Here is a 26728-nt window from a genome sequence, read left to right on the forward strand (position 1 = left end):
GGGAGCGGACACCGACCGCCGGCGAACGTTCAAATGGATCCCGGCCGTACTGTTCGAGGAGTGACGGAGCACACAGCCGATCGCGCGGTGATCGTCAAACGCGTCGACGAGGGCACCGCCACCACCGACGAGATCGAACAGCTGGCCCAGTCGGCGGGCTATCACCCGGTCGCGACGATCACGCAGACCCGTACCGAGGATCCCGCCTTTCACGTCGGCGAGGGGAAAGCCGACGAGATCGCCCGCTGCGTGGCGGCCACCGACGCGGGGATCGTCATCTTCGACAACCAGCTCGGCCCCTACCAGACGTTCAACCTCGGGAACAAACTCCCCGAGGGCGCCGAGATCCTCGATCGCTTTCGGTTGATCCTCGAAATCTTCGGCCAGCGCGCGACGACCCGACCCGCACAGCTCCAGGTCGAACTCGCGGAGTTGCGCTACGAACTCCCGCGCGCGGAGGCCAAAGCCAGTCTGGCCAAACGCGAGGAACGGCCCGGGTTCATGGGGCTGGGCGAGTACGACGAGTCCCGCGAACGCGACATCAAGGCCCGCATTTCGCGCATTCGTGACGAACTCGACTCCGTCCAGGACGACGCGAAGCGCCGCCGCGAGACCCGCCGCGAGTCGGGGTTCGATCTCGTCGCACTCGCGGGCTACACCAACGCCGGGAAATCGACGCTATTGCGCCGTCTCGCCGTCGATCACGCCGTCGAGGAGAACGCCGAGAAACACCCCGATCTGCCCGAGACGGCGGCCTCCGAGGACCGACTGTTCACGACCCTGGAGACGACGACGCGGCGGGCCGACATCGACCGGCGTGACGTGCTCGTCACCGACACGGTCGGGTTCATCTCGTCGTTGCCTCACTGGCTGGTCGAGTCGTTCCGCTCGACGCTCGACTCGGTGTATCGGGCCGATCTGGTCTTGCTCGTCGTCGACGTGAGCGAGTCGGTCGACGCGATCCACGAGAAACTCGTCACCGCCCACGACACGCTCTCCGAGCGCAACGAAGCGCCGATCTTGACGGTGCTCAACAAGACCGATCTGATCGACGACGCGGACCTCGACCGCAAGCGCGCGGCGCTGTCGGCGCTCGCGCCCGATCCGGTCGCCGTCAGCGCGCGGACCGGCGACGGCGTCGCGGCGCTCACGGATGCGATCGACGACCGCTTGCCGGACCTCGTCGAAGAACGGATCGTCGTGCCGCTGTCGGACGATTCGATGAGCGTCATCTCCTGGATCCACGACAACGCCCACGTGACCGACGTGGAGTACGGCGAGCAGGCCGTCGTGGAGTTCGAGGCCAAGCCCGCGACCATCGAGCGCGCGCGATCGAAAGTCCAGTCGCTGCCCGCGCCTGGGTCGGTCTGACCCGCGGGCCGTGACGTTCCGGGCGCGCATCAGGCCGTCTCGGTCTCGCTGTTTTCGCCCGCCAAATCGTGATTGGCCCAGACACAGGCCCCGAGCACGAGCAACGACCCCACGAGCGGAGCCTGGATGCGTCGCAAGACGCTCTCGGCCACCCACTGGGTAAGTCCGCCGAGTGCGCCAGGGAGGCTGGTCGCGAGAGCGGCCAGCGGGCCCGGCGGGACCGCGAGCCAGACGAGGAGTGTGCCAACCGCGAGCGGACGGATCGCCGGGTGGTCCTCGATGCGGACGGCGACGAGGACGAGCACAGGGACGGCGAGTGTGAAATAAAACGATTCGAGCGGGACGACCGCGAGCAAGCCGACGACGGTGGCGAGCAGCGCCGTCTCGACGCCGACCGGATCGTCGAGGTGTCGGTAACACGCCAGTACGGGCGGGGCGACGATCGCGAGTGCGCCGATCCAGAGGCCCGTCCCACGGACGCCGAGCGCCGCGAGCGGGCGCATGAGCGTGACTGCCCCCGGCCAGAGCGACGGGCCGTCCGCGAACGCCGCCGTCGATGATTCGTCGAGCAGGACGGTCGTGACGTACGCCTGGGTCAGGTCGACGCCGATCGCGAGGCTGGCGAGCCACCCGCCGGCGACGACGAGCACGGCGACCGCGAGCGCGCGCCAGGACCGCTTGGCGGCCAGCCACGCCCACGCACCCGCCGGATACACTTTGACGAACGCGGCCAGTCCCAGGCCAAGTCCTGCGCGTCGTGGCCGGCCGCTGAGAGCCACGAGACAGCCACCGACGGCGCTGAGAGCGATCAGCGGCGAGAGCTGTCCCATCACGAGCGCGCTCGCGACGGGCCCGGCGACGAGGATCGTGAGTCCGGCCAGCGCCCGGTCGGTCGCCGGGAGCGGTGGCAGCCGGTCGTCGACGAGCCAGGCCAGGGTGAGCAGGGCCAACACGTTCACGCCGCTCTGGACGAGGAAGGCTCCGGTCGGGCCGATCGCGCCGTAGACGGTCGCCAGCACGGCGATCACGGGCGGATACCGGAATCGAAAGCCGGGATGATCCACCGGGTGGACCGCGTAGACGGCCTCGCCGTCGAGGAGTGCGCGCCCGGCGCGAGCGTAGACGTCGGTCGCGATGCCGATCTGGTCGGGCCGGACGAGTACGAGCGAGAGGACACTTCCTACTCCCGCGAGGAGGCCCCCGACGAGTGCGATTCGGACCCACAGCCGTCCGTTCGCTGGCCCGACCGCTCGATCCGTGATCGGGCGCCGGTCCATGCCCTGGCTGAGCACGGCGCTCAAAGAAAGCTGACGGTCCGACTCGCGAGACCGCAAGACGAAGGCAACATTTAACCGATACTGGACTCTCCAGAGGACATAATGCGGCCGGTGAGAGAACAGTCGGATCGTCGAGGGAGGTGTCGGCGGTGGATCGGGACGCGTTGAGTGCGGTCCTCGAAGATGCGGGCCTATCGCAGTACCAGGCCGAAGCGTACGTCACGGTGCTCGAACACGGGTCAGCGACGGCGACCGACGTCGCGAACGACAGCGAGGTGCCCGATCCCCGGATCTACGACGTGCTCCGGGACCTCGAACAACAGGGCTACGTCGAGACCTACCAGCAGGACTCGCTTCGCGTCCGGGCGTTCAGTCCGGAACGGATCCGGTCTGACCTCCGCGATCGTGCCACACAGTTCGAATCCGCCGCCGACGAGATCGATCGCCGCTGGGAAGAGCCGTCGGTCGAATCCCACTCGGTCAACTTCGTCAAGCGCGAGCAGACCGTACTCGATCACGCCGAGGCCGCCATCGACGACGCCGAGTGTCAGGTGATGGTCGCGGCGAGTGCCGACCAGATCGACCACCTCGACCGGGCGCTCGGGGCCGCCGTCGATCGCGGCGTCTACGTGATGGTCGTGGTGTCCCCGACCGAGGGCTGCTGTCTGCGTGATCGGATCGAATCGGGCGGCCTGGCGTCGTCGCTTCGTGTCCGGCCCGATCCGACGCCGTTTCTCACGCTGGTCGATCGGACGATCACGTGTTTCGCCCCGCACGACATGTCGCTGAACCGGTTCGGGATCATCGTCGACGCACCGAGCCACGCGTTCATCTTCCGGTGGTTTTACACCGTCGCGATCTGGGAGACGGCGACGCAAGCGTTCGAGCGCGCTCACGATGCCGTCCGGATCTGTGTCAACCTCGGCCGGTGTGTTCGAGAACTCCGCCCGATCCTGGCCGACGGCGCGACGGTTCGAGCGACAGTCCACGGCGCGAACACCCGGACCGGCGAGGCGGCCACGCTGACCGGGCGGATCACGGACGTCACGGTGCCGGGCGCGGCCGACACCGACGGAACGACGCCGACCGCTCACGGCTCCGGCCCGACTCTGGAAATCGAGGTCGACGGTGACCGCGTCGCGGTCGGTGACTGGGGCGCGATCGTCGAACCGTACGAGGCGATGCGGATCGAGATCAGGTCGATCGACTGGCCCTGATCGGGACGTTCTTGGGCCCGCCGACCGGTGATCCGGTATGACGACCGTCATCGACGGCAACGCCGTCGCGAGCGACCTGCGCGACCGACTGACTGGCCGTATCGACGACCTCGCGACCGAAGGTGTGACCCCGACGCTCGCGACCGTCCTGATGAGTGACGATCCCGCCAGCGAGACGTACGTCTCGATGAAACAGTCCGACTGCGAGGAAGTCGGCATCGCGACCCGCGACGTCGAGATCGATCCCGATGCGCCCGCCGAGCGCCTGTTCGACACCCTCGACGACCTCAACAGCGATCCCGAGGTCGACGGCGTGCTCGTCCAGATGCCCACGCCCGATCAGGTCGCGGACAGCGAGGTGATCCGTCGTCTCGACCCGATGAAAGACGTCGACGGCTTCCATCCCGAGAACGTCGGCCTGCTCGTCCGCGGTGATCCCCGCTACAAGCCCTGTACGCCCCACGGCGTCCAGCACCTCCTCGATCACGCCGGTGTCGAGACCGAAGGGGCCGACGTGGTCATCGTCGGCCGGTCGAACATCGTCGGCAAGCCGCTCGCGAACATGCTCCTCCAGAAAACAGCGGGCGGGAACGCGACCGTGACGGTCTGTCACTCCCGGACCGACGACCTGGCCGCACACACCGGCCGTGCGGACATCGTCGTCGCCGCCGCGGGCGTGCCCGAACTCGTCGACGGGTCGATGCTGGCCGAGGACTCTGTCGTGATCGACGTCGGCGTCAATCGCGTCGAGACCGAGGATGGTAGCACACTCGTCGGTGACGTCGCCTTCGACAGCGCCAGCGAACTCGCGAGCGCGATCACGCCGGTGCCCGGTGGCGTCGGCCCGATGACGCGGGCCATGCTCCTCTACAATACGGTCAAGGCCGCCCACCTCCGTCGCGATCTGGCGTTCGACGGTCTCTGAGGCGCCGTCGATGAGGCTGCCATCCGTCCGTCTCGTGGGCTGAGTCACGGCGGGCGCGCTTAATGTGGCGAAGACCGCCGCTTCACGGCAGGTTTTTGTGAGCGCCCGGACAACCGTGGGTCAATGCCGACCGAACGGTACGACGTCGTCGTCGTCGGCGGTGGGACAGGAGGGACGTTCGCCGCTGTGACCGCCGCCCGGGCGGGCGCGTCGGTCGTCCTCCTCGAACGCAAGTCCGAATCGGAGGCCGGCCACATCGCCTGTGGAGACGCGATCAAAGGCCAGGACACCTTCCCCGACGTGATCGACCGCCAGCGGTTACGTGACGAGGCGTTCACCAACGAGGGCGTCACCCACGCCCTCTTCGAGGTGCCAAAGACCGGCCAGACGCTGGATTACGACTTCGGGGGTGTCGCGGGGTCGGTCCTCGACCGCAAGCGCTACGGCGAGATTCTCCTCGAAGAGACGATCGAGGCCGGTGTCGACATCCACTACGACACCGTCGTCAACGACGTGATCCAGGACGGCGTCCAGGTCACGGGCGTCGAGGCCGTCAGCGAGGGGACGCCGACGACCTACGAGGCCGACGTGGTCATCGACGCGGCGGGGGCGCTCTCCTTGCTCCAGGACGTCGCGGATCTGGACGAGGCGACCTTCGACACGAACGTCACCTACTCGCAGTTCTGTTCGGCGTATCGTGAGGTCATCAGCGTCGACGAACCGGTCGAGTGGTCGGACGCCATCGTGTTCAAGCCCACCGCGGAACTCGGCTATCTCTGGTATTTCCCGCGCACCCCCACGGAGATCAACGTCGGCGTGGGCTTCCAGATGACCGAGGAACCGATGCAACTCGTCCGGGCGATCCGCGAGGACGTCCAGAACCGCTCGGAGTTCGAAAACGCCACCGTCGAGGACAAACTCGGCGCTGCGCTTCCGACGCGGCGCCCGTACGACTCGGGGGTCGCGCCGGGGTATATCGCCGTCGGTGACGCCGCCGCGCACGTCAATCCGACGACCGGTGGCGGCATTCCCGGTGCGGCGAAAGGCGGGCACTGGGCGGGGGAGGTCGCTGCGTCTGCCATTGCCGACGGCGACGTGAGCGAGGCCGGCCTCTGGGAGTACAACCACCGCGTCCAGACCGACTTCGGAAAGCGCTTCGCCGCGATGGATCTGTACAACATCTTCGGGACGGCCCGCGATATCGACGATCTGGTCGATCTGCTCGCGGCGATGCCCGCCCAGCAGTTGATCGACGTCATCGGGAAGAAAGGCGAGGCATCGATGAACCTGGGCCTGAAACTCAAGGTCCTCGTGAAGACCCTCGGACACTGGGGCACCCTGCGTGACGTCTATCGGGTCAACGACCGGGCGTCCGAACTCAAGTCCATCTACGACGACTACCCGACCGATCCCGACGCCTACCACGCCTGGCTCGACCGCCGCGATTCCTTCATGGACGACTACTACGATCTCGTCGGCGCGGAGCCCAAGTACTGAGTCGGTCGATCGGGCCGTGTCGAGTCTGTTCACCGCTGTTGTGAGGCGACCGTTTCCGACGCTCCAGCGACCGCCCCGACCGGCCGATCGATCGGGTCCGATACCGCGATTGATACTCCGAATCGAAGATACCTTCCGGGCCGCCCCCTGTCGGTCGAACAGTGGACTCGGATCCGAGTCAACCGGTTATAGTATGTGAGAACTGGACCGAAGCATTAACCCAGAGTCGCGGGAAAAATAGTGATGATTGTTCCCATGGGACGTCAGATCACGACACGCCGAGGTGACGGGGTATGAGTCTGGCGCGGTCGGTGGCGACGGTGTTGCTCGCGGGCCTGTTGTTCGCGTCGGTCCTGGGGGCGAACGCGACGGTGGCCGCCGACCAGACCGTCCTCGACGACGAGTTCGTTGCCGATCGACTGACCGACAGTGAGGTGACCGCGAGCGTCTCCGAGTCGTTGCTCGACGGAGTGGGCGACCAGCAGAGTGCGTTCGTCGACGACCGCGTCGAGAGCGTCGTCGAGGGCTACGTCGCGTCTCAGACCGATGCGCTCGTCTCGGAGGTGTACGCGTACCTCCACGGTGATCGCGCGGAGTTGACGCTCACGGTCGAGACCGCGCCGCTGATCGAGAACCTCTCGGCGGCCGCCGAACAGCGCGTCCGTGAGGAGGACCCGATCGCGCTCGTTCGGAACTACTCCGAGGGCTCGATCGAGGAGCGCTTCGCCGGATCGACGTCGGTGACCAGCGACGATCTGGCGCGGTTGGACGACAACGCGAGTTCCTACGAGACGGTCCGGACGGAGGTGCGGGCTGACATCCGAGAGCGCGTGGTCGATGAACTGGTCGACGAACTGTACGCCGAGGTCACAACCGACGAACTGCTCGCGCTCGTGATCGACGACTACGATCCCACGGCCTACTCCGACGCCGAGAAACAGCGACTGCTCGACGAGTACGACGCGGAGATTCGGGCGGCGCTCGAACAGCGCGTCGAACAGACTCGGGGCGAGGAGATCGATCGTCGCGTCCAGTCACGACTCGACGACCTGGCCGGATCGGTCTCGACGGACGAAGCGGACAACGTCTCCGCGGCGGCGACGGCGATGGGCGGCACCTACGTGCAGGGGGTCGCAGGCGAGATGGACTACGCCACGTTCGACACGCAGGTGACCGCGGCACAGGACACCCTCGCCGTCGCCGTCGGGGATCGAGTCGCCGCCGACCTCCAGGCGCAACTGCCCGCAGAGATGGCGCTCGCGGAGTCGATGCCCGCCGAACAACGCTCCCAACTCGACACCGTCGCGAGCGCCGTCCAACTGCTCGACGTGCTGGTGTTCGTCTTCCCCGTCATCGCGATCGCTGCGATCGGCCTGCTCTTCTTGCTCACGGGATCGATCGGCCGGACCGCCGGCGTCACCGGTGTGACGCTTACGATCGTGGGCGTGCTCACCGTCGGCGGGTCGCTGATCGGCCGATCGCTGCTCGCAGACCGCCTGGCGGCGCTGCCCGAACCGATCGGCGGCGTGATCGAGTCGTTCGCCCTCGATACGATCGGTCAGGTGAGCGCCCAGTCGCTGTGGGTCCTGGTCGTGGGCCTCGCGTTCGTCGTGGTGGCCGTCGGCGTGCGATACCGCTCTCGAACCGAGTCGACCGTCGATCCGATGGCCTGAGCCACGCGTCGCGATCCGTTCTCAGGGCGTGCCCAGTCAGTCCTCGCTCGACGCACTCGTCGGGGCGTCCTCGGGGTCACGCTGTGGACTCGACGGGTGGTAGTCGGTGTCGTACTCGCCGGGCCGGTCGTCGAGGCGATCGGGGTTGATCCGCCCGCCGAGCAGCATGAAATCGAGGATGGTGCATTCGAGCATCGCCTCGACGACGGGCACTGCCCGCGGCGGGAGCACCGGGTCGTGTCGCCCCGTAACGGTGATGTCCACGTCCTCTTCGCGCTCCCAGTCGACGGTGCGTTGCGTTTTCGGGATCGACGTCGGCGCGTGCCAGGTCACCTCGCCGGTGATCGGTGCGCCGGTGGTGATGCCGCCCTGGATGCCGCCGTGGTCGTTCTCCGCGGGGGTGACCCGACCGTCGGCGTCGAACTCGAAGGGATCGTTCCGGTCGATGCCCGCGACGGTCCGGGCGTCGGTCCCGAGGCCGAACTCGAAGGCTGTCACGGCGGGGATCGCGAACATCGCCCGGCCGAGGCGGGCGGGCAGGCCGTCGAAGCGGGGCGCGCCCAGGCCCGGGGGGACGCCCCGGACCTCGAAGGCGATCGAGCCACCGATCGAGTCGCCCTCGGACTGGTATTCGTCGATGCGGTCGCGCATCTCTTCGGCGGTCTCGGGGTCGCCACACCGGACGTCGTTGTCTTCGACGTTCGCGCGGATCTCCTCGAAGGAGAGTTCGGGCGCGGTGATGTCGTCGATCTGGTCGACGTGCGCGGCGATCTCGACGTCGTAGTCCGATTGGTCGAGCACCTGTCGGGCGATCGCGCCCGCGGCGACCCAGTTGACCGTCTCGCGGGCCGAGGAGCGCCCGCCGCCGCCCCAGTTACGCGTGCCGAACTTCGCGGAGTAGGTGAAATCGCCGTGGCTCGGGCGTGGGGCCGTCACGAACGGCTCGTATTTGCCCGAGCGGGCGTCTTTGTTCTGGATGTGCAGCCCGATCGGCGTCCCCGTAGTGTAGCCGTCCTGTATCCCGGACTCGATGGTCACCGCGTCGGGTTCGTCCCGACTGGTGGTGATCATCGACTGGCCGGGCTTGCGCCGGTCGAGTTCGGCCTGGACATCCGCCGCGTCGAGTTCGACGCCCGCCGGACAGCCAGAGACGACACACCCCATCGCCTCGCCGTGGCTCTCGCCGTACGTCGTCAACTGGAAGAGTCGCCCGAACGAATTGCCGTTCATGCTCGCCCACTGAGTGGCGCGCGCACGTAAGCGTTGCAGTCCCGGTCGGCGTGGGTGGCGGTGGTGCGATCCGAACCCCCTCGATTCGTGAACCACCTCTACCACAGCGGGGCCCCACGCCGCGATCGCCCTCGATATCTTGCCCCCGAATCACTCATTATCGGCCGTATACGGGCCTGAGGGGGCCGATTAATCCGCTGTACCAAATCGGCTTTCACGGGTGGTCCCCACACTCTGTGTATGAGCACCACAGCGGAGGTGGGTGGTGGGAGCGGGCAACTCTCGAACAAACAGCGGCGGATCCTGGCGTACCTCATCGAACACGCCGACGACCAGACGTACTTCAAGTCGCGGCTGATCGGTGACGAACTCGGCCTCTCGCCCAAGGAGGTCGGCACGAACATGCGATCGCTTCAGGACGGCGAGTTCGCCGTCGACATCGAGAAGTGGGGCTATTCGTCCTCGACGACGTGGATGGTCACGCAGTGAGCCGCAGACGGGCCGTTTTCAGGCCCGGTCGATTCGGACGAGATCGTCGGCGTCGGCGGCCAGATCGAGTGCCTCGGGGCCGAACGACCCCGCGTATCGGACGATCAACAGCAGGAGCGTCTCCGGGCGCAGTAGGGCGGCCCCATCGCGCCGGTCGAGCAGCCCAGCGGCCTCCAAATCGCCCGCGCGCTGACTGATCGTCGCTCGCGAGACGCCGATGCGGTCCGCGAGCCGTGCGCCGGTCGCCTCGGGGTCGCGCAGCCAGTGGACGATCATCGCCCGTGGGGTCTCCCGGCGGAGATACCCGAGCGCGATCTGTTCGAACTCGTCGAACCGGTCGGCGGGGAAGTATCGTCGGAAATCGCCGTCCTTGCGGGTCTCGATCACGCCCTCCTCGACGAGTCGATCGAGGTGGTGTTGGGCCTCACCGGTCCCGAGTTGGAGGTCGTCACGCAGTTTCGAGAAGTGTGCGCCGGGCGTGCGATCGAGATAGCCCGCGATTGCGTCCGGACGGTCACTGTCGCTCGCGGACGCGTCGTCGGTCGCGAGCGTGGCGAGCGGGCTTGCCGCCCCGATCGACGCGAATCGGCGGAGCGTCGCTCGCTTGTTCTCGTCGATCGGCCCCTCTCCGACCATTGCCCCGAATCAGGTGATTCCCGAATAAAACGTCTTCGACCGTTCTCGGTGGGCGTCGCCCGACGGCTCGGCGCTCGGCGGTCGATCAGCGGCCGGTCTCAGGCCGTATCCTCACTCGATGTCCTCGACGTCCTCGGGCACGTCGTCGATGTCGGCCGACTCGATCGACGGCTCGTCGGCGCCCTGCTTGATCGCCTGGGCCTGCTCTTCCATGCCCTCGATGTCGATTTCGGTGTCTTCGATCTCACCGATGATCTCCGCGATGTCGTCGATACCGAGCAGTTCGCGCGTCTCGTCGTCGAAGTCGAGACTCTCCAGGTCGGGTTCGTTCCCCGACGTGTCCGCCCCCGTGAGATGCTGGCCGTACCGACTGACCAGCGAGGTCAACTCCTGGGGCAGGACAAACGTCTGTGACTCGCCCTGGCCGATCGACTCCAGGGTCTCCATGCCTTTCTCGATGACGGCGCGTTCACCCATGGACTCGGCGGATTTCGCGCGCAGCACCGTCGAGATGGCGTCCCCCTGGGCTTCGAGGATCTGGCTTTGCTTTTTCCCCTGGGCGCGGATGATGTCCGACTGTTTTTCCCCCTGGGCTTCCTCGATCGCCGAGCGGCGTTCCCCCTGGGCTTCGAGGATCATCGCGCGGCGTTTGCGCTCCGCGGAGGTCTGCTGTTCCATCGCCTGCTGGACGTCTTTCGAGGGGTTGACCTCACGAACCTCGACCGACTCGACGCGAATCCCCCACTCGTCGGTGGGTTCGTCGAGTTCCTCGCGGATCTTCGCGTTGATCTCCTGGCGCTTGTTGAGCGTGTCGTCGAGTTCCATGTCGCCCAGCACCGCCCGCAGCGTCGTCTGGGCGAGATTCGAGACCGCACGCTCGTAGTTTTCGACTTCGAGGAACGCCTTCTTGGCGTTCATCACCTTGATGTAGACCACGGCGTCGGCCCGGACCGGCGAGTTGTCCCGCGTGATGGCCTCCTGGGCGGGCACGTCCAACGTCTGAGTCCGCATGTCGAACGTCTGGGTCGCGGAGACGAACGGAGGCACAAAGGAGATCCCCGGTTCGAGCAGTCCACGGTACTCACCCAGCACCGTCAACGCCTTCTTCTCGTAGGCGTCGACGATGACGACCGACTGCCAGAGGGCCACGACGACGATCGCGAGGACGATCAGCGCGATCAGCGTCAGGCCCGCCGGCAGCGTCTGCAGCGGAATGATCGATAGCATGACGAATTGCGCTTCGAGTCTCCCGGTAAAAAAGGGTTGGGTCGGGCGATCGATCTGGGTCGAGTCGATCGCTCGCCCGGAGGTGATCGACCGATCGCTCGGGGTGAATCGGGTGATCGGTCGACCCGATCACTCCGTTTCGCGTTCTCTCTGGGTTGTGGCGGCGTCGGCAGCCAACTCCCGATCGATCTCGTCGATGGCGGCCATCGACTCGACTTCGAGGACGTTCCCGCCGCCCGGATCGACGACGATCACGCGATCGCCCTCTTCGATCGTCCCCCGGAACGCGCGGGCCTTGTAGATCGGGTTGAATCCACCCTCGTCGAGTTTCACCTCGCCGTCGGTCTCGGTCACGCGTTCGGTCACGCGCCCGGTCGACCCGCGGAGCGAGTCCGAATCGGTGGTCTGAGCGATCCCTTTCCCGCCGTAGAAATCGAACTCGCGATAGCCGTAGAAGGCCCCAGCGCCGGTGATCAGCGCCGTGGCGGCCATCAGCAGGGGGAGTGCGATCCCCTCCAGTGGCGCGAGCACGCCGACCAACCCCGCCGCGAGTAGCGCGATGCCGAGGACGATGAAGTGCCCGCTGGGAACGAACGCCTCCATGATGACCAGTCCGGCCCCCGCGAGCAACACGAGCGTCGCCAACCCGTCGAGCAGATCGACCATACGCCCGTTTGGACCGGCCGGCAAGTAAAGGCTGGCAGCGACCGCCGGGACTCCACTTCGCCTCCTCGACGACCGCCCGATCACTCGATTTCGACGTCGCCGCCGGAACTGTCCTCGCCTTCGTCCCACTCCAGTTCGAACTCGACGCTGAGTTCGGTGTTCGGTGCGCGCCCCTCGCGCTCGGCTTTGATCTCGAAGGTCGGGCGGTCGGGCACGTCCAGTGAGACCGACTCTTCGCCCGCGCGGATCGTGATATCCTCGCCAGCGTCGAGTTTGTCCGCCACGGAGCGCAGCGTTGCAGCGATCTCTCCACGGGTCTGGTCGCGTTCGGTCTCGAAGATGACTTCTTCGGGCATACCCTAACGACGGCCGGACTGCTTATAAAGGTCGAGGGTGGGCCGACGAACGGACACGACCGACGTGACGAGTGGTTTCGTCGCCACTGCCGACGGACCGTCAGCCCCGCGATTTCGGACCGATGGTAGACATATCGGACTGCTGTGTAGAATATATCACTGCCGACAATTATGAAAATATACTAAAACTTTATCCCTCGTCCGGCAGAGGTCTCGGCCGCAATGTCAGACGACAATACAGACGGAGACGACGTCCCGACGGAGAGAGCGGGCCCCTCGCGTCGGACGTTCGTGAAAGCGGCTGGCGCGGCGACAGCGGCGGCAACGATCGGCGCGGGCGCGGAGACGGCGGTCGCTCAGGATCTGCCGATTCCGGCGCTCGTGAATCGGATGTCCGTTCGAGAGAAAGCCGCGCAGATGATCCAGCCGGTGATCGGATCGCTCGACCCGACCACTGAGTCCAGTCACGACAACGTCGAGACCGTCGGGGACATCGTCGGTGAGATCGGCGCGGGATCCGTCCTCTCGGGCGGGGCGATGCCGCCGACGACCGATCCCGAGGCGCTGGTCGCCGGCATCAACGAACTGCAGGAGTACGCCATCGAGAACTCACCACACGGCATTCCGTTTTTCTACGGCATCGACGGTACTCACGGCGCGGCCTACGTCGACGGCGCGACGGCGTTGCCCCAGCGACACAACATGGGTGCGACACGCGATCCGGACCTGATCGAACGGGCCGAAGAACACACCGCCGCAATGATCGCCGCGACGGGCATTCACGAGACCTACGCCCCGACGATCGAACTCCAGCGTGACCCCCGCTGGGGCCGGTATTTCGAGGGGATCAGCGAGTCGACGAAAGTCCTTGGCGATATCTCGCGCGCACGCAACCGCGCGCTCGAAGGCCACGATCGGGTCACCGCGACGCCCAAACACTTCGCGGGCTACGAGATCCCCACGAACGGCAACGACCGGTCTGCGGTCAACACCTCGATGCGTGACCTTCGGGAGACACTCCTCCCGCCGTTCGAGGTCACCCTTGCGGAGGGCGCGGGCATGGTGATGGTCAACAGCGGGTCGGTCAACGGCGTCCCCGCTCACGTCTCGCAGTGGCTGTTGACCGACCTCCTTCGCGGTGAGTACGGCTTCGAGGGCGTGATCCTCACCGACTGGAACGATCTCTACCGGCTGATCGGGATTCACGATCTGTTCCCGGACACGCGGGCGGGCAAGAAGATGGCCGTCCGGGCCGCGATCGCGGCGGGCGTCGACATGGCGATGCTCGGTGGCGGCAACGAGGGTCGCCCGCTCGATCCACGCGAGTTCGTCACCTACGTCGACGAACTCGTCGAGAGTGGCGATCTCACCGAACAGCGGATCGACGCGTCGGTCCGCCGCATCCTCGAACTCAAACAGGACCTGGGGCTGTTCGACGATCCCTACGCCGACGAGTCGCTGGTCACCGACCTGGTCGGCAACGACGAGTCCGTCGCAACCTCGACGGAGATCGCACGCGAGTCGCTCGTCCTTCTGAAAAACGAACCCGTGACGGAGGGTGGCGACCCCGTTTTGCCGCTCGCGGGTGACGAAGACCTCCTGGTGACGGGCCCGGGTGTCGATCCGGAGACGGGCATCGAGAACCGCATTCTGATGCAGTACGGCGGCTGGACGCTCGGCTGGCAGGGCATCGAGGCCGGATCGCTCTCCGAGGGCGGGCCCCGTCCCGCCGGCGACTCCATGATCGCGGCGTTGCGGGACCACCACGACGGGGCGATCACACACGTCCCCACGGACTTCGATCGCACCGAGTGGTGGCAAGGCGAGTGGCACCCCGAAGAGGGTGCGCCCAATCACTCCAGCGAGAACGGCGACTACGGCTTTACGGACGATCAGCGTAGTGCCGTCGAGAGCGCGGCGCCCGAGGCCGACGCCGTGGTCGTCGTCATCGGTGAGGGGCCACACAACGAGGGGTTCGGTGATCGTGATTCCCTCGAACTGCCCGAGACCCAACGAGAGATCATCGCGACCGTCGAGGCGGCCACCGACGACGAGACACCGATCGTCGCCGTCGAGTACGCCGGCAGTCCCCGAGGGAATCAGGAGAGTTTCGGGCCGCTCGACGCGGTGCTGTACGCGGGTCAGCCCGCAACCGGTGGCGGGACCGCCATCGCGGAGACGCTTCTCGGTGCGTACAATCCCTCGGGCCGACTCGGCTTCTCCTGGCCCCAACAGGTCGGGCACGGCCCGCTGCATCACAACGCCTGGCCCGGCAACGGGCACGACCCCACCTACCCCTATGGGCACGGACTCTCCTACACCACCTTCGAGTACGCCAACCTCTCGGTGTCACCCGCGACGGTCGACGATCCCGCTCGCGAGACCGTCACGCTCGGCGTCGACGTGACGAACACCGGCGACATGGCCGGCGAGCACGTCGTCGAGGTGTACAACACCACCGCCTACGGCACGGTCATGCACCGCGATACTCGGGTCGTGGGCTACGAGCGCGTGTCGCTCGATCCCGGTGAGACCACCAGAGCCGAGGTCGAGATCGATCTGGCCGCCCTGGAGGTCGTCGCGGGCGACGTGCCCGGCCTCGGGCCGAAACACGTCGAGGCCACCGACTACGTGCTGACGGTCGATCCCGAAAGCGACCTCTCGACGACGCTGACGGTGACCGAACCGGGAAGCGTCTTGGAGGGTATCACGCCGCCCGACGGCTCCGACACTGGCCCGGGGCAGGGCCGGGGCCCACCACGCGGTCGTGGGAACGGACGCGCACGCGGCCGGCGGTCCAGCCTCATCGATCGGCTCGCTGGGCGCGATCCGTAGCGCTCACGTCGGGTTCTCTGACCGACGGTCGGGTCCTCGGCGCTGTTCGTGCGTCCGTCGCACCGCAGAGAAGTGCTCCGGCAGGGACTGAGCGAAATCTTCGATTTCGCGAGGGTCGAACGGCGGCTTGCTGCCGTTCGGAATTCGAACCACGCCCAGACGTGCTCGCTCCGCTGCGTGCGACTGGTCTGCTCCGAATACCGCTGTCCGCGTCCTTCTTCGTTCCTCAGAATAGTGCTCCGGCAGGGATTCGAACCCTGGTCCTTGCCGTGAGAGGGCAAGATGATTGGCCGGACTACACCACCGGAGCGTGCATCATTGGCTTCGTGCGTTCGTAAATAACCGTTGCGCTTTCCGGCGGTCACTGAGAGTCGTTCGCGTTCCCCGTGGGCCCACCGACGCCCTCGGGGACGGCCTCTGGCAGGCAGACGATGTTCTCGCGGCCCACTTTGAGTTTGAAGATCTGCTCGTCGTCGGCCATGCCCGAGAGCACCATGCTCGTTTTCGATTTCGACCAGCCGGTCGCCTCGACGATGGCCGTCTGTTTCATCCGCCCGTCGGCGTCCTCCAGGAGTCCGATCACGCGTCGATCGTCCGGGAGGTGCTCGGGATCGGTCGTGGGCGGAGCGGGCGGTTCGGCCTCACTCTCCTCGTCGGACGGTGATCGGCGGACCCACCAGCCCACCAGGAGCGCGACGACGAGCGCCATGAGTCCGGCGACCGCAAGCGCACCGGTGGTGGCGAGGCCCCGCCGGTCGTCGGTCGCGATCTGGCGGGTCTCGATCGTCAGCCCGTCGAGCGTTCGCGGGCCGACGTACTCGGCGGTCGTGTTCGAGGCCGCGGATGGCTCTGGCGTGGCGCTCTGGAGAGCGAGGCCTGCTCCGGTCTCGACGACCAGTCGGTGGTCGTTACTGAGCGCGATCTGCACTGGAATCTCGACGGCCAGTTCGTCGGTCGCAGCGGCCTCCGTCGTGAGTCCGCGCACGCGGAACTGGATCGATCGGACGCCCTCGGTCTGGAGGCCGCCCCCCGTGGCGATTCTGGACTCCCGATCGATCACCGCGACGCTCGTCGATCGACCGGTCCGATCCTCGATCCGGTCGAGCGTCTGGGTCGCCAGTCGCTCGGTCTCCGCGAACAGCGGCGTCGAGGACGACCGAAACCGCTCGATCGCGGTCTCGTTCGGGAGTCGCTGTGCGTACGCGACGGTGACCGTCGTCGAGCCGTTCGACCCGACCTGGACGGTCACCGTCGCGCGGTCGACCGACTCGGTCGGCGGTGCGAACAGCGTCGGCTCTGCGGTTGCCGCGACCGGCGGTCCGGCGACACCGCCGACGAGCAGTACGATCGTGACGATCGCGAGGTGGCGACGACATCGTCGATCGGTGCAGTCCTCGACCATACTGACCGGAGTCAGGGCCAGTCCTCGCGGCCCGTGTCGGTGCGGCTATCCGGCGGCTCCGGGTCACCGAGTTCCCAGTCGGCGGCGTCGGCGGCCTCCTCGATCGGGAGGAACTCCCAGCCACTCTGGGTGGCGATCGATTCGTCCTCGGGCAGTCCGATGTAGACGTACCGGTCGGTCTCGAACTGGGTGCGGACGTTCGCCAGGCTGGTCTCGCGATCTTTCGGCCCGGAGAAGAAGTCCTGTCTGATCCGGTGGGTGCGGGCAAAGGAGGTCACCGCCGGCGTCGGCGCGTCGGCCACGATCCCGATGTACTCGGTCCACCGCCGGGCGTCGTCGACGACGGTGTCCGGTGCGGCCAGCGATCGCATCGCTTCGAGATCGAACGCCAGCGTCATCGATCCGCTGGATCCGTCCATACGACTGAATCGAGCGCCCCGTTCGAAACCCTGACGATCGGGTCACGGCGGCTGGCGTCGACCGCTCGGCTCGATGGTCCGGGTCACCGGGGGTCGCTGGGCCGGGCGATCAGCGTTCGAGCGTCTCCAGGGGCGCGATACGGGCGATACGCGTGCCCGCGGCGATCCCCGCGACGGTGCTCGTGACGACCGCGACCGCCAGCCCACCGGCCAGGACCCGCGTGTCCGGCGCGAGCAACCCCTCGAACCCGACGAGTTCGGTGACCAGCCACTCCAGGCCGGCGGCGACCGGGATCGTGAGCGAAACGCCGATCAGCCCGCCCACGACGCCGAGCACGACGGCTTCGACGGTGACGACACCGACGAGCGTCGTCGTCGAGGTGCCGAGCGCCCGCAGTGCGGCGAGTTCGTAGCGCTGGCGATCGACGTGTCCGAGCATGAGATTCGTCGTGAGCGCGACGCCCGCGACGACCGCGAGCACGATCATCACGACGCCGCTCGCGAGCACGAGTGCCTGCTCTTCGAGGATGGATCTGAGCTGTTCGCTGTTCGTCCGGACGGTCAGATCGGGCCGCTCGGCCTCGATCTCTGCGGCGACGGCCTCGGGATCCGCGCCCTCCTTGAGGGCGACGGTGATAAAGGAGGCGCCGTCGGTGCGCGCCGACCCGGTGATCTCCTGGAGTTCGCTCAAATGGAAGATCGCGGTCGACCCGCCGAGGAAGGTCCGGTACGTCGGGGAGATGCCTACAACGGTGTACTCGCGTCCGCGCGCGCCCGCGACGGTCCCGCCGACGTGGACGGTTTCCCCCACCGAGACGCCGAGTCGTGTCGCGGTCTGATTGTCGAGGACGACTGCCTGGCTCGTCGGCCCGTCGTACGTTCCGTTCGCGTAGTGCAAATCTCCCGTCGAAAAGCCTTCACCGCGCGTGATCTGGACCGAGGGGCCACTCGCGGGGGCGCCGACGCCGATGACGGTCTCCAGGGCGTCGGGATCCGATCCGACGTAGACGGTCTGAAAGCTCATCGGCACGGCCGTCTGAACGTCGGGTCGCCGGTCGAGATCCGCGGCCAGTCGGTGGGCGTCGACCAGCGGCGTTTCGAGCCCACCGATCGCGCCGGGCGTAATGCGCGTCGCGCCGGCGGTCACCCACAGGTCGCGATCGGCCTGTTCGAACATCTGCTCGCCGGTCGCGACGACACCCAGGCCCAGACTCGCGAGGATCGTCGTCGCGAGCACGGCGACGACGATGCCCACGACGGCGAGGAGCGTTCGCGTTCGATCGTGGCGGAGTTGCGCCCCGGCGAGCCCACAGATCGCGCGGGCTCGTGCCGCCACCCGGCGCAGGGCGGCCAGCGGCGCGATCACCACCCCTCTCATCGCGCCATCGCCTCCAGCGGATCGGTCCGGCGAGCGACCCAGAGCGGGTAGACGACCGCGAGCGCGCCGATCGCGAGCGCGACGCCGAGGCCGACGGCGATCAACAGGGGGTCGAACAGCGCGACACGGCCGAGGCCCGCGACGCGTGCGGCGACGCCGTTCACCGCGGCGATCGTCGCGATCCCGAGGCCGACGCCGGCGACCCCACCGATCGCGGCGACGACGATCGTCTGGGTGCCGACGATCCAGGCGCGAGACCGTCCGGAGAGCCCGATCGCCGCGAGGACGGCCAGCTGTCGGCGGTCGTCGGTGACTTCCAGGCCCATCAGCGTCGCGACAAAGAGTACGCCGACGACGAGTGTCGTGATCGTGGCGGCGATCGCCATCGCCAGCGGCAGGTTCGCCTCCGAGAGTTGATCGCGGCCGAGTCCCGTGCCGGTCACGACGTCGGTCTCCGGGTATCGCGCCCCGATCGACTCGCGGACTGACCGGTCGTGTGCGCGAACGAGGATGCGATCGGCCAGATCACCCTCGTCGGCCCCGGTCGCGGCCTGGAGTTCCGCGAGGTGGACGACGACCACGGGCGCGGTCGTGAGTTCGCCCGCGAGGCCCTCATCCTCGACCGCCCGGACGGTGAACCGATCGCCCCGCAGAGCGAGCGAATCGCCGTTCCCGACGGCGAGCAACTCCGCAGTCGCGCCGGAGACGACGGCCTCGCCCGTTCGCGGACCGGCATAGCTCCCGTTCGCGTAGTGAGGGTCGCTCGGCGAGAGCGCCGCGCCGGGAAGCGCCTCGCTGTCCTGGCCGTCGGGCGGGCCGATCACGCCCATCAGGACGGCGTACTCGGTGCGATTACCCGCCGAGACGGGGAGGATCGTCACCTGGACGGGCGTGGCGTAGGCGACACGGTCGTCGCTCGCAATCGAGTTCGTGACCTCGTGGACCTGGCCCAGCCGTGGCCCGTCGACGCCGACGACGACCGACCGCGCGGTCGCGCCATCGGGGACGATCCAGTAGTCGACGGTCTCTCCGGCCACGACGGTCCCGCCCGCGAGGCCGAGCGAGACGCCACCGATGGTCACGAGCAACGCGACGGCGATAGCGATGCCCGTGATCGTCACGAGCACGCGCGTCGAGGGCTGGCCCGCGACCCGGCGGATCCCGACGCCGACGAGCGCGCGTCGTCGCGAGAGCCACCGGTGGATCCGTTCGCGCATCGTCACCCCTCGGTCTCGCCGTTCACGCGGCCGTCGCGCAGTTCGAGCACGCGATCGGCCCGGTCGACGGCCTGGTCGTCGTGAGAGGCCAACACGACCGCGCGGTCCTCCGCGACCGCGGCGAGCGCGTCGAGAATGCGCTCGCCCGTCGCGGTGTCGAGTTCACCCGTCGGCTCGTCAGCGATCACGATGTCTGGATCGGGCGCGAGCGCGCGTGCGATCGCGACGCGCTGGCGCTCTCCGCCGGAGAGTTCGCCCGGTGCGTGATCGGCGCGATCCGAGAGCCCGACCGTCGCGAGTGCCTCCTCGGCGCGCGATCGCCGCTCGGCCTTGGAATGGCCGGCCTCGATCAGCGCGACCGCGACGTTCGACCGCGCGGACAGCGCGGGCAAGAGGTGAAATCGCTGGAAGACGATCCCGACGCTCTCCTGTCGGAGCCGACGCCGACCCCGGGCCGATAACGCGGCGGTGTCCTGGCCCCGAATGCGGACCTGGCCGGCGGTGGGCACGTCGAGGGCCCCCAGCAAGTGGAGCAGTGTCGACTTGCCGCTGCCGCTCGGTCCGACGATCCCCAGAATCTCGCCGCGCTCGACGAAAAGAGAGACACCGTCGAGGGCGCGCACTTCGGGGCCCGCGCGCCGGAATCGTCCGGTCGATCGACGGTAGGTGCGCTCGACCGACTCACACGCGATCAGCGGCGCGGACGACGCGGCGGACATTGCAGACGCGTCTCCGGGACGGCGAGACATAATGGTGCTGTCTGCGATCCTGACGCATCGATCACCGGTTTCGTAAGCGTTCAAAAGCGAGTCTTGGGCTCGTCGGCTGTCTCAAGAGCAATCTTGAAACGTCTGCCGGTCACAGACTGCCGTAAGATGGGAGGCCCAGAACTCTTCGCGTTCGCGCTGTTCGCGGTCATCACACTCGGTGGCGCGATCGGCGTCGTCGTGCTGGACGAACTCTGGCACGCCGCGCTATCGCTCGGGACCGCACTTCTCGGGGTGGCGGTGCTGTACGTCCTCGCAGGAGCCCCGCTGGTCGGCGCGATTCAGGTGCTCGTGTACGTCGGTGGTGTCCTCATTCTGATCACGTTCGCCGTGATGCTCACCGACGGCGATCGGACGATCGACCTGCCGGTCGGGGGGAACCGATGAGTCGACCGCGCCTCGACCGGGGGATCGATCTCCGGGCCGCGTTCGGTGTGGGGACGCTGTTCGTCGTCCTCGCGTGGGTGTTCGCGACCGCCGATCTGGGGCCCGCTGCGGGGTTCGGCACGGACTCGGTCACCGACGGCGTCGGCTTCGCGCTGCTCGGTCTGATCGACGCCTCGCCGCTGGTCACCGAGGGCTTTCTGCTCGCCTTCATCCTGCTGGCGGTCGTCCTCGACGCCGCACTCGGTGGCGCGGTCCACCTCGCGCGACGCGAGGGAGGTGAACACTGATGGTCCCGATCGAGTACTATCTCGTGGTCTCGGCCGCCCTGTTCTGTATCGGCCTGTTCGGCGTGCTCGCCCGCCGGAACGCGCTCCGATTCCTGATGTCGGTCGAACTCCTCCTCAACGCGGGCGCGCTCAACCTCGTCGCGTTCTCCCACCACTGGGGAAATCTGACGGGCCAAACGTTCGCCCTGTTTATCATGGCGCTGGCCGCCGCCGAAGTCGCGGTCGGTATCGGCATCGTCCTCGTGCTCAACCGGACGCTCGGGACGATCGACGTCACCGTTCCGCGGGGGCTGGAGGGGTAACATGGCGGTGACGACTGCCGCTGCGGGCGTCATCGCCGCGCCACTGATCGCCTTCGTCGCCGTCCTCCTCGTGGGCCGGTGGCTGCCGAAACGCGGCGCGTCGATCGGAATCCTCGGCACGGCGACGTCGCTCGCACTCGCGGTCTGGATCGCGCTGCAGGTCGCCGGCGGGATCGACCCCGAGGTCGCCAACAGCGTCGTCTACACGTTCGCGACTGGCGTCGAGGGCGCGCCGACACTCGAATTCGGCCTCCTGATCGATCCGCTGTCGGCGCTGGTCGGCGTCATCGTCGCGCTGATCGCGACGCTCGTGCTGGTCTTCTCGCTCGGATATATGAACGACGAGGGCGAGACCGGCCTCCCGCGATACTACGCCGAACTCTCACTGTTTACGTTCAGTATGCTCGCGTTCGTCTACGCGAGCAATCTTTTGATGGCGTTCGTGTTCTTCGAACTCGTCGGCCTCTGTTCGTACCTCCTCATTGGCTTCTGGTTCCGCGAACCCGGGCCCGCCAGCGCGGCGAAGAAGGCCTTTCTCGTGACGCGGTTCGGGGACTATTTCTTCCTGATCGGCACCGTCGCGGTGATCGTCATGTTCGGGACGACCCGCTTCGCGGGGCCGGAGAGCCTTCCGGCGGCCGCCGCCGACGCCATCGACGCTGGGACGCAATTCGCGGGGCTCGGCCCGCAGACGGCGATCACGGTCGTCGCACTGCTGATTCTAGGCGGCGCGATCGGGAAGTCCGCACAGTTTCCCCTCCATACGTGGCTGCCCGACGCGATGGAGGGCCCCACGCCGGTCTCGGCGCTGATCCACGCCGCGACGATGGTCGCCGCGGGTGTCTATCTGATCGCTCGGCTGTACGGATTCTACGCGCTCTCCCCGACCGCACTCGCGGTCGTCGCGCTCGTCGGCGGGGTCACGGCGCTGTTCGCAGCGTCGATGGGCGTCGTCGCCCAGGAACTCAAGCAGGTGCTCGCGTACTCGACGATCAGCCAGTACGGCTATATGATGCTCGCGCTCGGTGCGGGCGGCTACGTCGCTGGCGTGTTCCATTTGACGACGCACGCGATGTTCAAGGCCCTGCTCTTCCTGGGCGCTGGCGCGGTGATCGTCGCGACCCACCACGAGGAGAACATGTGGGAACTCGGTGGGCTGCGATCGAAACTGCCCTGGACGTACGCATCCTTCCTCGCGGGGTCGCTCGCGCTCGCGGGCATCGTGCCGTTCGCGGGCTTCTGGTCGAAAGACGAGGTGCTCTACGAGGCGCTCGATCACGGGTTGTCGGATCCAGTGCTGCTCGTCGCGTACGCGCTCGGCTTGCTCGCGGTCCCGGTCACGGGCTTCTATACGTTCCGGATGGTCCGGCTGACTTTCCACGGCGAATCGCGGTCCGACCACGCGCGTGACGCCCACGCCGTCGGCTGGTCGATGCGGATCCCGATGGCGGTGCTCGCCGTCGGCGCGCTCGCGGCCGGGTGGATCAACATGGCACCCTTAGAGGAGGTCGGCGTCCACGCGACCTTCCTTCACGACTGGCTGGACCGCTCGCTCGCGGTCGGCCTCTCGACGGACGCCGCCCACTACGGCGACCTGCTCGGCGCGGCGGGCTACGAAGCCGCGCACCTCTCACCGATTCTCCCGGCGCTCGTCTCGCTGACGCTCGCGCTCGTCGGCGCGGGCAGCGCGTGGTGGCTCTATCGGGAGCCTCGCGAGCACACCGACCGGCTCGGCCCGCTCAAGCGCCTGCTCGCGCACAACTACTACCAGGACGAGTACCAGGTCTGGCTGGCGCGGGGCCTGGTCGCGCCGACCGCCGCGGTGCTCGATCGGTTCGACCGGTCGGGGATCGACGGGTCGGTCGACGGCACGAGTACCGTGACGCTGGCCGCCGCCGACCGCGCGAGTCGCCTGCAGTCGGGGATCGTCACCCACTACCTGACGATCATCACGGTGGCGGTCGCCCTTCTCATCGTCGCCGTCGGCCTGCTCGGGGGGTGGCTCCAATGATTCTCGAAGCACTGATCGCGATCGCACTGCTCGGTGGCCTGGCCACTTTCCTCGCGCCCGACGAGTACGCGGGCCGTCTCGCGGCGGCGATCAGCCTGCTCCCGCTGGGTGGGTCGCTGTACGCCTGGCGGACGTTCGACGGGACGGGCAACGCCCTGCTCGGCGGGCAGATGGCCTTCGAGACCGACGTTGCGTGGTTCGAACTCGGGGGGTACGCGATCGACTGGCACGTCGGCGTCGACGGGATATCGCTGCCGCTGGTCGTGCTCGCAACGTTTCTCACGACCGCCGCCATCGCGAGTGCGTGGTCGACGATCGACGAGCGCGAATCGCAGTTCTACGGCCTCGTCCTGGTGCTCGAAGCCGCGATGATCGGCGTGTTCGTCGCGATGGACTTCATCATCTGGTTCGTCTTCTGGGAGGGCGTCCTCGTCCCGATGTACATCCTCATCGGGGTCTGGGGCGGCGACAATCGCCGGTACGCCGCGATCAAGTTCCTGATCTACACGAACGTCGCGAGTCTGGTCGCCTTCGTCGGCGTACTCGCACTGTTCGTCGGCCTGCCCGAGGCGACGTTCGGACTCCCCGAACTCGCTGATGGCCTGCGATCGGGGGCGCTCGAAGGCTACGCCGGGATCGACGCCGCGACGCTGACGCTGCTCGCCTTCGTCGCGACGTTCGCGGGCTTCGCGGTGAAGGTGCCGCTCGTGCCCGTCCACACCTGGCTGCCCGACGCCCACGTCGAGGCCCCCACGCCCGCGTCGGTGCTGCTCGCGGGCGTCCTCCTGAAGATGGGGACGTACGCACTCCTCCGTTTCAACGTGACCATGATGCCCGAGACGATGGCTCGACTCGCCGTTCCGATCGCGATCCTCGCGGTCGTGAGCGTCCTCTACGGCGCGTTGCTCGCGCTTGCACAGAACGATCTCAAACGCATCGTCGCGTACTCCTCGATCTCGTCGATGGGGTACGTCCTGCTCGGACTCGTCGCGCTCAGCCTCTACGGCCTGGGCGGGGCGACCTTCCAGATGGTCAGTCACGGGCTGATCTCCGGGGCCCTGTTCATGATCGTCGGTGTGATCTACCACCGCACGCACACCCGGGACGTCGAGACGCTGTCGGGGCTGGCCGACCGGATGCCGCTCACGGCGGCGGCGTTCGTCGCCGCGGCGTTCGCCTACATGGGCCTGCCGCTGATGAGCGGGTTCGCCGCCGAACTGTTCGTGTTCATCGGCGGGATGCAGTCGGCGGTCGTCCCTCTCGCGCCGCTCGTGACGGCGGTCGCGATGTTCGGCATCGTCGTCGTCGCGGGCTACCTGCTCTGGGCGATGCAGCGCACCCTGTTCGGCCCGGCGGGATCGGGCTATCCCGTCGACCGCGCGAGTGCGCGCGAACTCGTCCCGATCGGGATCGTCCTCGCGGCCGTGATCGCACTCGGCGTCGCGCCCGACCTGTTCTGGCCGACGATCCAGCGCGCGAGCGCACCCGTCCTCCAGGATCTCGGTGAGGTCGCGACCGTCCTGGGAGGTGGGCTGTAATGCTCGTCGATCTCGCGCCGGTGCTCGCACTCGGTTTGACGGCACTCGCGCTCTTTGCCGCCGACAGTATCCACCCCGTTCCCGACGCGAACGATCGCCGCATCCTCTACGGCGTCACGATCGTCGGCGTCGGCGCGGCGGCGGTGCTGGCTGCCGCTCGCCTCGTCACTGGCGGCGGGGCCGAGACGTTCTTCGCGGGCCACATCGTCGTCGACGAGTTGACGCTCGTGCTCTGGACGATCGTCGCGGGCGTCGCGACGCTCGTCGTCCTCGCGAGCATCGACGTCTGTGCCAACCGCAAGTGGGCGGCGGAGTACCTCTCTTTGATCGTGCTCGCGACCGCGGGGATGGCGCTGATGGCGGCCGCGCGGAGTTTCGTCGTGCTCGTGATCGCGCTCGAACTGACGAGTCTGCCCTCGTACGTCCTCGTCGCGTTCCGCAAAGACGACGAGCGGTCGGTCGAGGCCGGGACGAAGTACTTCCTCGTGGGTGCGCTCGCGTCCGCCCTGCTGATCTACGGTGTCACGCTGCTCTACGGGGCGACCGGGACGCTCACCTTCGAGGGCGTCGCTGCGGCGATCGACGGCGCGTCGCCGGGCCTGCTCGGGATCGGTATCGTGCTCGTCATCGTTGGGCTCGCCTTTAAGACGGCGAGCGTGCCCGTCCACTTCTGGGCCCCCGACGCCTACGACGGCGCACCGACGCCGGTCTCGGCGCTCCTCTCGTCGGCGTCGAAGGCCGCCGGGTTCGTCATCGCGATCCGGGTGTTCACGACGGCACTGCCCGTCGAGGCACTCGTCGGCGTCGTCGACGTAACCCTATTGTTCGCGGTGCTCGCGGTCGCGACGATGCTCGTCGGCAACCTCGCGGCGGCGACCCAATCGTCGGTCAAGCGCATGCTCGCCTATTCGTCGATCGGACACGCGGGCTACGTGCTGGTCGCGCTGGCATCGCTCGGCGCGAGTTCGCTCGCGCTCGGCGGTGGCCTGCTCCATCTCGCGGTGTACGGCGCGATGAACACGGGCGCCTTCCTCGTCGTCGCGCTCGTCGAACTCCGCGGGCGGGGCCGGGAGTTCGACGCCTTCGCGGGCCTGGGCGAGCGCGCACCCGTCGCCGCCGTCGCGATGAGTGTGTTCCTGCTCAGTCTGGCGGGCCTGCCCGTCGGCGGGGGCTTCCTCTCGAAGTACCTTCTCTTCGCGGGCGCGATCGACGCCGGGCTGTGGTGGCTCGCGGTGGTCGGTCTCGCGACGAGTGCGCTCTCGGTGTACTACTACGCGCGCGTCCTACGCGCGATGTGGTTCGAATCCAGCGATGCGCCGGGCCTCGATGCGACGCCGGTCGCGCTGTATCTCGCGATCGTGATCGCAGCCGTCCTCACCGTCGGCCTGCTCGTCGGCGGGGCTGGCGTGCTCGCTCCGCAGATCGACGCCGCGACCGCCGCGCTCTCCCCCTGATCGTCCAACATTTCGGTCGTCGCGAGTGAATCGCCGTTCTCGGTGTGGGCCTCGTCCGCGACCTGTCGGTGACGTCGGACGGCACCGATCGTCACGTCGACAGCGACGCGGAGTTTCTCACGATATCGCGGGTCGACCGACGTGCGGGTCACCACCGGTCGCGTTCG

The 26728-nt window shown here is 67.7% G+C and carries 24 protein-coding genes and 1 tRNA gene; 13 read left to right on the forward strand and 12 right to left on the reverse strand.

Annotated features, from left to right (window positions below):
• Positions 1 to 60: 60 nt before the first annotated feature.
• On the forward strand, positions 61 to 1371 hold the full coding sequence (gene hflX, locus HARCEL1_RS04770) for a GTPase HflX (RefSeq protein ID WP_233357408.1): 1311 nt from the start codon (positions 61 to 63) through the stop codon (positions 1369 to 1371).
• Between the two features lie 29 nt (positions 1372 to 1400).
• Here the strand turns inward: hflX and HARCEL1_RS04775 are convergent, their stop codons facing one another.
• Positions 1401 to 2648, reverse strand: a complete 1248-nt coding sequence (locus tag HARCEL1_RS04775) for a glycosyltransferase family 87 protein (RefSeq protein WP_108381437.1) — start codon at positions 2646 to 2648, stop codon at positions 1401 to 1403.
• 149 nt (positions 2649 to 2797) lie between these two features.
• Here HARCEL1_RS04775 and HARCEL1_RS04780 point away from each other — a divergent pair, with 149 nt between their 5' ends.
• The 4 genes from HARCEL1_RS04780 to HARCEL1_RS04795 all read left to right on the forward strand — a co-directional run bounded on the left by HARCEL1_RS04780 (position 2798) and on the right by HARCEL1_RS04795 (position 7960).
• On the forward strand, positions 2798 to 3865 hold the full coding sequence (locus HARCEL1_RS04780; RefSeq protein WP_159077023.1) for a TrmB family transcriptional regulator: 1068 nt from the start codon (positions 2798 to 2800) through the stop codon (positions 3863 to 3865).
• A gap of 37 nt (positions 3866 to 3902) precedes the next feature.
• A complete protein-coding gene (locus tag HARCEL1_RS04785; RefSeq protein WP_108381439.1) occupies positions 3903 to 4790 on the forward strand; it encodes a tetrahydrofolate dehydrogenase/cyclohydrolase catalytic domain-containing protein in 888 nt (295 codons plus the stop codon).
• 123 nt (positions 4791 to 4913) lie between these two features.
• Positions 4914 to 6287 (forward strand): geranylgeranyl reductase family protein, encoded by a 1374-nt coding sequence (locus HARCEL1_RS04790; RefSeq protein ID WP_108381440.1) that lies wholly within the window; start codon positions 4914 to 4916, stop codon positions 6285 to 6287.
• A 293-nt stretch (positions 6288 to 6580) separates the two neighbouring features.
• Positions 6581 to 7960: a hypothetical protein gene (locus tag HARCEL1_RS04795; RefSeq protein ID WP_108381441.1), complete on the forward strand. Its 1380-nt coding sequence runs from the start codon at positions 6581 to 6583 to the stop codon at positions 7958 to 7960.
• A gap of 36 nt (positions 7961 to 7996) precedes the next feature.
• Here the strand turns inward: HARCEL1_RS04795 and aroC are convergent, their stop codons facing one another.
• A complete protein-coding gene (gene aroC, locus HARCEL1_RS04800) occupies positions 7997 to 9190 on the reverse strand; it encodes a chorismate synthase (protein ID WP_108381442.1) in 1194 nt (397 codons plus the stop codon).
• Positions 9191 to 9430: 240 nt separating this feature from the next.
• On the opposite strand from aroC, the gene HARCEL1_RS04805 reads away from it, so the two are divergent.
• The gene (locus HARCEL1_RS04805) at positions 9431 to 9679 is read left to right on the forward strand and encodes a DUF7123 family protein (protein WP_108381443.1); all 249 of its coding nucleotides are present in this window, start codon (positions 9431 to 9433) and stop codon (positions 9677 to 9679) included.
• 18 nt (positions 9680 to 9697) lie between these two features.
• Here HARCEL1_RS04805 and HARCEL1_RS04810 read toward each other — a convergent pair whose 3' ends face one another.
• From HARCEL1_RS04810 to HARCEL1_RS04825, 4 genes are all read right to left on the reverse strand, one after another.
• Positions 9698 to 10315 (reverse strand): winged helix-turn-helix transcriptional regulator, encoded by a 618-nt coding sequence (locus tag HARCEL1_RS04810; protein WP_108381444.1) that lies wholly within the window; start codon positions 10313 to 10315, stop codon positions 9698 to 9700.
• A 111-nt stretch (positions 10316 to 10426) separates the two neighbouring features.
• A complete protein-coding gene (locus tag HARCEL1_RS04815) occupies positions 10427 to 11542 on the reverse strand; it encodes an SPFH domain-containing protein (RefSeq protein ID WP_108381445.1) in 1116 nt (371 codons plus the stop codon).
• Between the two features lie 129 nt (positions 11543 to 11671).
• Complete coding sequence (locus HARCEL1_RS04820) at positions 11672 to 12208, reverse strand: NfeD family protein (protein WP_108381446.1); 537 nt, start codon at positions 12206 to 12208, stop codon at positions 11672 to 11674.
• 80 nt (positions 12209 to 12288) lie between these two features.
• Positions 12289 to 12564, reverse strand: a complete 276-nt coding sequence (locus tag HARCEL1_RS04825; RefSeq protein ID WP_108381447.1) for an amphi-Trp domain-containing protein — start codon at positions 12562 to 12564, stop codon at positions 12289 to 12291.
• 222 nt (positions 12565 to 12786) lie between these two features.
• Between HARCEL1_RS04825 and HARCEL1_RS04830 the strand changes: the two genes are divergently transcribed.
• Positions 12787 to 15399, forward strand: coding sequence for a glycoside hydrolase family 3 protein (locus tag HARCEL1_RS04830; RefSeq protein WP_233357409.1), 2613 nt, complete (start codon positions 12787 to 12789; stop codon positions 15397 to 15399).
• Positions 15400 to 15634: 235 nt separating this feature from the next.
• Here HARCEL1_RS04830 and HARCEL1_RS04835 read toward each other — a convergent pair.
• From HARCEL1_RS04835 to HARCEL1_RS04860, 6 genes are all read right to left on the reverse strand, one after another.
• A tRNA-Glu gene (locus HARCEL1_RS04835) sits at positions 15635 to 15709 on the reverse strand.
• 51 nt (positions 15710 to 15760) lie between these two features.
• On the reverse strand, positions 15761 to 16801 hold the full coding sequence (locus HARCEL1_RS04840; RefSeq protein ID WP_108381448.1) for a helix-turn-helix transcriptional regulator: 1041 nt from the start codon (positions 16799 to 16801) through the stop codon (positions 15761 to 15763).
• Positions 16802 to 16812: 11 nt separating this feature from the next.
• A complete protein-coding gene (locus tag HARCEL1_RS04845) occupies positions 16813 to 17220 on the reverse strand; it encodes a DUF7124 domain-containing protein (protein WP_108381449.1) in 408 nt (135 codons plus the stop codon).
• A 109-nt stretch (positions 17221 to 17329) separates the two neighbouring features.
• Positions 17330 to 18598 carry an ABC transporter permease gene (locus HARCEL1_RS04850; protein ID WP_108381450.1) on the reverse strand — a complete coding sequence of 423 codons (1269 nt, stop codon included), beginning with the start codon at positions 18596 to 18598 and terminating at the stop codon, positions 17330 to 17332.
• Entirely contained in the window at positions 18595 to 19815 is a 1221-nt protein-coding gene (locus HARCEL1_RS04855) for an ABC transporter permease (RefSeq protein ID WP_108381451.1), read from the reverse strand. The genes HARCEL1_RS04850 and HARCEL1_RS04855 overlap by 4 nt, the downstream gene beginning before the upstream one ends.
• Before the next feature lie 2 nt (positions 19816 to 19817).
• On the reverse strand, positions 19818 to 20564 hold the full coding sequence (locus tag HARCEL1_RS04860) for an ABC transporter ATP-binding protein (protein WP_108381452.1): 747 nt from the start codon (positions 20562 to 20564) through the stop codon (positions 19818 to 19820).
• A gap of 126 nt (positions 20565 to 20690) precedes the next feature.
• Between HARCEL1_RS04860 and HARCEL1_RS04865 the strand changes: the two genes are divergently transcribed.
• Genes HARCEL1_RS04865 through HARCEL1_RS04890 form a run of 6 tightly spaced genes read left to right on the forward strand, consistent with a single transcriptional unit; the run spans position 20691 to position 26561 of the window.
• Positions 20691 to 20969 carry an NADH-quinone oxidoreductase subunit J gene (locus tag HARCEL1_RS04865; RefSeq protein WP_108381453.1) on the forward strand — a complete coding sequence of 93 codons (279 nt, stop codon included), beginning with the start codon at positions 20691 to 20693 and terminating at the stop codon, positions 20967 to 20969.
• Entirely contained in the window at positions 20966 to 21256 is a 291-nt protein-coding gene (locus tag HARCEL1_RS04870; RefSeq protein WP_108381454.1) for a hypothetical protein, read from the forward strand. Before HARCEL1_RS04865 ends, HARCEL1_RS04870 begins: the two co-directional genes overlap by 4 nt.
• Positions 21256 to 21558, forward strand: a complete 303-nt coding sequence (gene nuoK / locus HARCEL1_RS04875; RefSeq protein ID WP_108381455.1) for an NADH-quinone oxidoreductase subunit NuoK — start codon at positions 21256 to 21258, stop codon at positions 21556 to 21558. The genes HARCEL1_RS04870 and nuoK overlap by 1 nt, the downstream gene beginning before the upstream one ends.
• Position 21559: 1 nt before the next feature.
• The gene (gene nuoL / locus HARCEL1_RS04880; protein ID WP_108381456.1) at positions 21560 to 23569 is read left to right on the forward strand and encodes an NADH-quinone oxidoreductase subunit L; all 2010 of its coding nucleotides are present in this window, start codon (positions 21560 to 21562) and stop codon (positions 23567 to 23569) included.
• Positions 23566 to 25107 carry a complex I subunit 4 family protein gene (locus tag HARCEL1_RS04885; protein ID WP_108381457.1) on the forward strand — a complete coding sequence of 514 codons (1542 nt, stop codon included), beginning with the start codon at positions 23566 to 23568 and terminating at the stop codon, positions 25105 to 25107. Before nuoL ends, HARCEL1_RS04885 begins: the two co-directional genes overlap by 4 nt.
• Complete coding sequence (locus tag HARCEL1_RS04890) at positions 25107 to 26561, forward strand: NADH-quinone oxidoreductase subunit N (RefSeq protein ID WP_108381458.1); 1455 nt, start codon at positions 25107 to 25109, stop codon at positions 26559 to 26561. Before HARCEL1_RS04885 ends, HARCEL1_RS04890 begins: the two co-directional genes overlap by 1 nt.
• Positions 26562 to 26728 lie beyond the last annotated feature (167 nt).

This window comes from Halococcoides cellulosivorans (assembly GCF_003058365.1).
In the GTDB taxonomy this organism is placed as follows: Archaea; Halobacteriota; Halobacteria; order Halobacteriales; family Haloarculaceae; genus Halococcoides; species Halococcoides cellulosivorans.